The organism is Micromonospora sp. ATA51 (assembly GCF_016802855.1).
Lineage (GTDB): Bacteria > Actinomycetota > Actinomycetes > Mycobacteriales > Micromonosporaceae > Micromonospora > Micromonospora sicca.
Window position 1 is genome coordinate 1 of the sequence record NZ_JAEVHJ010000443.1, and the last position, 4,249, is coordinate 4,249.

At 67.3% G+C, this 4,249-nt stretch carries 5 protein-coding genes; 3 read left to right on the forward strand and 2 right to left on the reverse strand.

Annotation, left to right across the window (positions count from 1 at the left end; translation table 11 throughout):
- Window positions 1-290 precede the first annotated feature (290 nt).
- From JNW87_RS35475 to JNW87_RS35485, 3 genes are all read left to right on the forward strand, one after another.
- Window positions 291-671 (forward strand): VOC family protein, encoded by a 381-nt coding sequence (locus JNW87_RS35475; protein WP_238455203.1) that lies wholly within the window; start codon window positions 291-293, stop codon window positions 669-671.
- A gap of 835 nt (window positions 672-1,506) precedes the next feature.
- Complete coding sequence (locus tag JNW87_RS35480) at window positions 1,507-1,989, forward strand: transposase (RefSeq protein ID WP_238455204.1); 483 nt, start codon at window positions 1,507-1,509, stop codon at window positions 1,987-1,989.
- A gap of 20 nt (window positions 1,990-2,009) precedes the next feature.
- Window positions 2,010-2,222 carry a transposase gene (locus tag JNW87_RS35485; protein ID WP_309234146.1) on the forward strand — a complete coding sequence of 71 codons (213 nt, stop codon included), beginning with the start codon at window positions 2,010-2,012 and terminating at the stop codon, window positions 2,220-2,222.
- On the opposite strand, the gene JNW87_RS35490 is transcribed toward JNW87_RS35485, so the two are convergent.
- Both JNW87_RS35490 and JNW87_RS35495 read right to left on the reverse strand, forming a co-directional pair.
- Window positions 2,209-2,970, reverse strand: a complete 762-nt coding sequence (locus tag JNW87_RS35490) for an SDR family oxidoreductase (RefSeq protein WP_238455207.1) — start codon at window positions 2,968-2,970, stop codon at window positions 2,209-2,211. The genes JNW87_RS35485 and JNW87_RS35490 overlap by 14 nt on opposite strands.
- A gap of 528 nt (window positions 2,971-3,498) precedes the next feature.
- On the reverse strand, window positions 3,499-3,918 hold the full coding sequence (locus JNW87_RS35495) for a hypothetical protein (protein WP_238455206.1): 420 nt from the start codon (window positions 3,916-3,918) through the stop codon (window positions 3,499-3,501).
- Window positions 3,919-4,249 lie beyond the last annotated feature (331 nt).

Consider the following 4,249-nt stretch of genomic DNA (forward strand, 5'->3'; position numbering starts at 1 on the left):
AAGGCCGTGCGGGCCCATCCTGACGTCACAATCATGATCGTCCCGCACGGCCACCTTCATGATCGACCCGGGTCTTTCCTCTACCGCGCACCAAGCCGTAAGCCCAGCATGACCCGAGGCCATCGCGCCCTTTCGCCGAACGGCCAGGTCAGGAGGTAGATCACCGGGTGCCTGGCGGGGCGCACCTGGCACGCGGCGAGCTCCAGAGCGGCCACGACGATGGCAAAGTGGGACAAAGCGGAAGTCTGGCGGCCTGGTGCTGATTACGCTATCGCAGGAGGTGAGCCATCATGTTGACAGATGCACAGGTGCAGGCGGCCATTCCAGCGAGCGACATGGAACGGGCCAAGCGCTTCTATCGCGACACCCTGGGCCTGACTATCTCACGGGAGGCCGAGGACGCCGTCCATTTCGAGTCCGGTGGAACGCAGTTCTTCATCTATCCCACCTCCAACGCCGGGCAGGCGCCCCACACGTTGGCGGCCTGGTTAGTCGCCGACCTCGACGCCGAGATGGCGGACCTTCGGGGGCGCGGCATGACGTTTGAAGAGTACGATCTCCCTGGTCTTAAGACGGTCAACGGCGTGGCGTCGTTTCCGACGATGCGCGGCGCCTGGTTCAAGGACAGCGAAGGCAACATTCTCGGCCTGACCCAGCCCCGCGAAGGGTAATCCCTGTAGTCGCCATCCGCTTAGGTGCGGTCACCGGTGGCAGAAGCTGGTGGCGGAGCGGCCAGGGAGCGAAGCCCACCACTTGGCCCCAGGGCAGGTCCAGTCGCCCAGACCCCCATTGCATCCAGTCGATCGCCAGCAGCCGGCCCAGCGGCACCATCAATTTGAAGTCCTGGTTGTCAATACCCCGTACCATGCCAGAAATAGACGCATGGGGCGTGAGCTGGGGTTTCGCCTGACTGCTGCATGATCGGTTCGTGACGGTTCGGTTGCTGTATCTGATCATGGTTCGGGTGTTCGGCTGGCTCGCGCTCCTCACCAGAACTGACGCCGAGAACACGGCGGAGTTGGTGGTGCTGCGGCACGAAGTCGCCGTGTTACGCCGGCAGGTCGGGCGAGTACGGCTGTCCTGGCCCGACCGGGCCGTGTTATCCGCGCTGACAAGAGTGCTGCCCCGTCGGCTGCGTGAGCACCAGATCGTCACCCCGGCCACGCTCCTGGCCTGGCATCGTCGCCTGGTCGCCCAGCATTGGACGTATCCGAACCGGCTGGGCCGGCCGCCAATCAGCGACGAAATTCGGGATCTCGTCGTGCGGTTGGCCCGAGACAATCCGCGCTGGGGACACCGCCGAATTCAAGGTGAGCTGGTGGGACTCGGCCACAAGGTCGTGCCGGCACGATCCGCCGGATCCTCGCCGCCACCAGAGTCGGACCGGCGCCACGCCGGGTCGATACCTCCTGGCGGATTTTCCTGCGCGCTCAAGCATCCGGGCTACTGGCCATCGACTTCTTCCACCTCGACACCATCACTCTGCGGCGGCTATACGCACTGGTCGTGGTCGAGGTCACCACCCGCCGGGTGCACATCCTCGGCGTCAGCGCGCACCCGATCGCGGCCTGGACCGTCCAGCAGGCCCGCAACATGGTGATGGACCTCGGCGACCGGATCACATCGTTTCGTTTCCTGATCCGCGACCGGGACACCAAGTTCGCCGCGTCCTTCGACGCGGTGTTCGCCGCCGAAGGCGTCGAGGTGGTCAAGACTCCGCCACGGACGCCTCGGGCGAACTGCTACGCGGAGCGATTCGTCCGCAGCGTCCGCTCCGAGTGCACGGACCGGATCCTGATCTACAACGAGCGTCACTCTCGGACAGTGCTCGACGAGTATGCGGCCCATTTCAACGGACACCGCCCACATCAGAGCCTCGCCCAACACCCGCCGAACCACGATCCCAGCCTCGTCATCCCGATCAACGCGCCGATACGGCGGCGACGGATCCTCGGCGGCGTGATCAACGAGTATCACCGAGCGGCCTGACCGGATCAACGAAGACGCAGATCAGCCCCGCGCAGCGAGTTCTGGCACGGTACCGGCCGCAGATCCTCGTGTTCATCCGTACCGGGATCACCAATGCCGGCTCGGAGGGCACCAACCGCTTGATCAAGACCGTGGCCCGCGACGCCTACGGGTTCCGTAACCCCGCCAACCGGCAACTACGCACCCGCTGCGCCACGTCGCTGCGCCATCGCGGCCACCTCAACCCCCGCTGACTTCACGTTGTGCCGCCAGCCACTCATCGAAGGTCGTGGGGGCTATCTCGGCGTCGGCCGCGGGCAGCAGGGCGTCGCCGGCCGCGGTCTCGTCGAAGATGCCGCCATGCCAGGTCGGCACGAGCCGGATGCTTCTGCCTTGGACAGCGAGCGTGCGGTGAGCCATGTCGATCAGGTCCTGCGGCTCGGGTCCGGCGATGTCGCGGTGGCGGCCCTGGGCGGCACCCACGGCGACCCGGGCAAGGATGTCGGCGACGTCGGCGGGGGCGATCGGCTGCATCAACAGCGGCGGCAGCTGCGCGACGCCGTCGTGTTCGACCCACCCGGCGGCCATCGCGGGGAAGTCGTAGAACTGCGTCGCGGGGACGATGGTGTACGGGATCGGCCCGGCCTCGACGGCGGCCTCCTGGGCGCGCTTGCCCGCCATGTGGGGGTTGCCGGGCACCGTGCGCACCCGGGCGATGGACAGCACGACATGGTGGACGACCCCGGCGCGCTGTTCGGCGGCGAGCAGGTTGGCGGTGGCGGTGGTGAAGAAGCCGACGGCCTCGGCCTCAGTCGCGGCGTTGATGCTGGTGGTGTCGATGACCGCCTCTACCCCGGCCAGGGCTTCGTCGAGTCCGGTGCTGGCGACGACGTCCACGCCGTGAGTCCGACTTATGGGCACGACGTCGTGCCCATCGCGCTGCAGAGCGGCGACGGTCAGAGATCCGATCCGCCCGGTGGCCCCGACCACGGCTACTCGCATGCTGGCATCTCCTTGCACATTGCGGACAACAGAGTCCATTCCGGCAACATTCAGCCTGGCAGGCCTCATCGATCCGCCGCCCGCCGCCGACCCGCCGCCTGTCCCCGCATGTAAGCACACGCCATCAGCCCGCCGGGCGGGATCCGGTCAGCTGGGTCGCCACGGCGGTGGTCTCCTCTTCCGGTTCGGCGTATAGGTCTGCCAGGGTCTTGGGCGAGCGCGCGGAGCAGGGTGCGGATGCCGTCGGCGTCGCCGAGGGCGTGCCGGGCGTGCATGGCTTGCGGTAACGGGCTTCGTTGTAGCGGGATGCAAACCGGCGGACTGTGGCGGACACTGGAGGACCGTCCAGGCAGCTCAGCGGCATTGGAGCAGCAAGCCAGCATCCCGTGTTGGTTGCCTGGGGGGCAAGTGGTCGGATCGGCCGTGCGTAGGACTATCGGGATATGAAGAATCTGGCGGCCAGTGGCGCGAGCAGCGGGCGACGCGGCCAGCCAGGCGCGAGATGAGGCCGGCCAGCTGCCAACGTGTCTAGTCGAGGAGCCAGCTGAACAACGCGTTGACCGGTGGAGTCAATGAGGAGGCGGCAACGAGGGCCGCGAGAACCGTGCTAACGATCAGGCTTCGCCGGTGCACGGAGGTCCGCATCCGGGCCGTCGGGAGCCGGGTGACGGCGACGAGCGCTGCCATTGCAGCGACGTACGGCGCTACGCCGATCACGACGATCATCGCCAGCGCCCCCAGTGCCCAGAGGCTCGGCCAGAGATTAGCGCTGCCGGTGTACTCGTCGCCCTGGTGAGGCAGGTAGAGGTACCCGGAGAAGGACGCGGCCCGGCCGAGGGCGACGCCGATGGCGCCGACGTAGACAGCGGCCAGGGTGAATTGCGCACGCGCTAAGGTCCGGCCGGACGAACCCGGTGCAGGGGTCGGATCGACATCGGCGGTCGTCATGGAGCGCATGCTAGACCCGGTCGGCCTAGCCGGCGTGCTCGACGACCTCTGCCAGTGCGGAGCAGCCAAGCGAGCAGCCAAGCCGGCGAGCAACAGCGGACGAGCGCGGACGCGGTCACCACGTCGAACAGGGCGACCGAACGGCTGACCAGCGCCCCGGGACTGACTCGTAATGCGTAGGTCAGCGTCGAGGCGAGGGCGGCGCAGCAACCGTACGGAGCGGCACCGCCCCTACCCGTGGTTGCTAGAAGGCGCGGACGACGGTGATGGTGACGTTGGAGCAGGAGTTCGCCCAGCTGGTCAGGGCGTTCTTCTCGGCGGTGTCGACGGT